The 747-nt window shown below is 66.0% G+C and carries 1 protein-coding gene; it reads left to right on the top strand.

Translation table 11 applies throughout. The annotated features are described in order from the left end of the window. Position 1: 1 nt before the first annotated feature. Positions 2-747: ferredoxin--NADP reductase (locus MTDSW087_RS29880; protein WP_144769423.1), on the top strand; the 746-nt coding region annotated here is incomplete at its 3' end.

The following is a 747-nucleotide window of genomic DNA, read 5'->3' on the forward strand; positions in this document are numbered from 1 at the left end:
GGTGCTGTCGGTGCACCACTGGACGGACACGCTCTTCTCCTTCCGCACCACGCGCGACCCGGGCTTCCGCTTCCGCAACGGCGAGTTCACCATGATCGGCCTCGAGGTCGAGGGCCGGCCGCTGCTGCGCGCCTATTCGGTGGTCTCGGCCAACTACGAGGAGGAGCTGGAGTTCTTCTCCATCAAGGTCGCCAACGGTCCGCTGACCAGCAAGCTCCAGCACCTCAGGGTCGGCGATCCCATCATCGTCGGCAAGAAGCCCACCGGCACCCTGGTGCTCGACAACCTGCTGCCCGGCCGCCACCTCTATCTCCTCGGCACCGGCACGGGGCTCGCCCCCTTCCTGTCGATCATCAAGGATCCCGAGACCTACGACCGCTTCGAGAGGGTGGTGCTGGTCCATGGCTGCCGGCGGGTGGAGGAGCTCGCCTACGGCGAGACCATCACCGAGACGCTCCCCAAGCACGAGTTCCTGGGCGAGATGATCTCGCGCCAGCTGATCTACTACCCGACCGTGACGCGCGAGCCGTTCCGCAACAGCGGGCGGATCACCGACCTGATGGTCTCGGGCAAGCTGTTTGCCGATATCGGCCTGCCGATGATGAGCCGCGAGGCCGACCGCTTCATGCTGTGCGGCTCGCCGGAGATGATCCGCGACACCCGCCAGCTCCTGACCGATGGTGCCTACGAGGAGGGCAACCACGGCGAGGCCGGACACTTCGTCATCGAGAAGGCCTTCGTCGAGAA

The organism is Methylobacterium dankookense, from assembly GCF_902141855.1.
Classification (GTDB): domain Bacteria; phylum Pseudomonadota; class Alphaproteobacteria; order Rhizobiales; family Beijerinckiaceae; genus Methylobacterium; species Methylobacterium dankookense.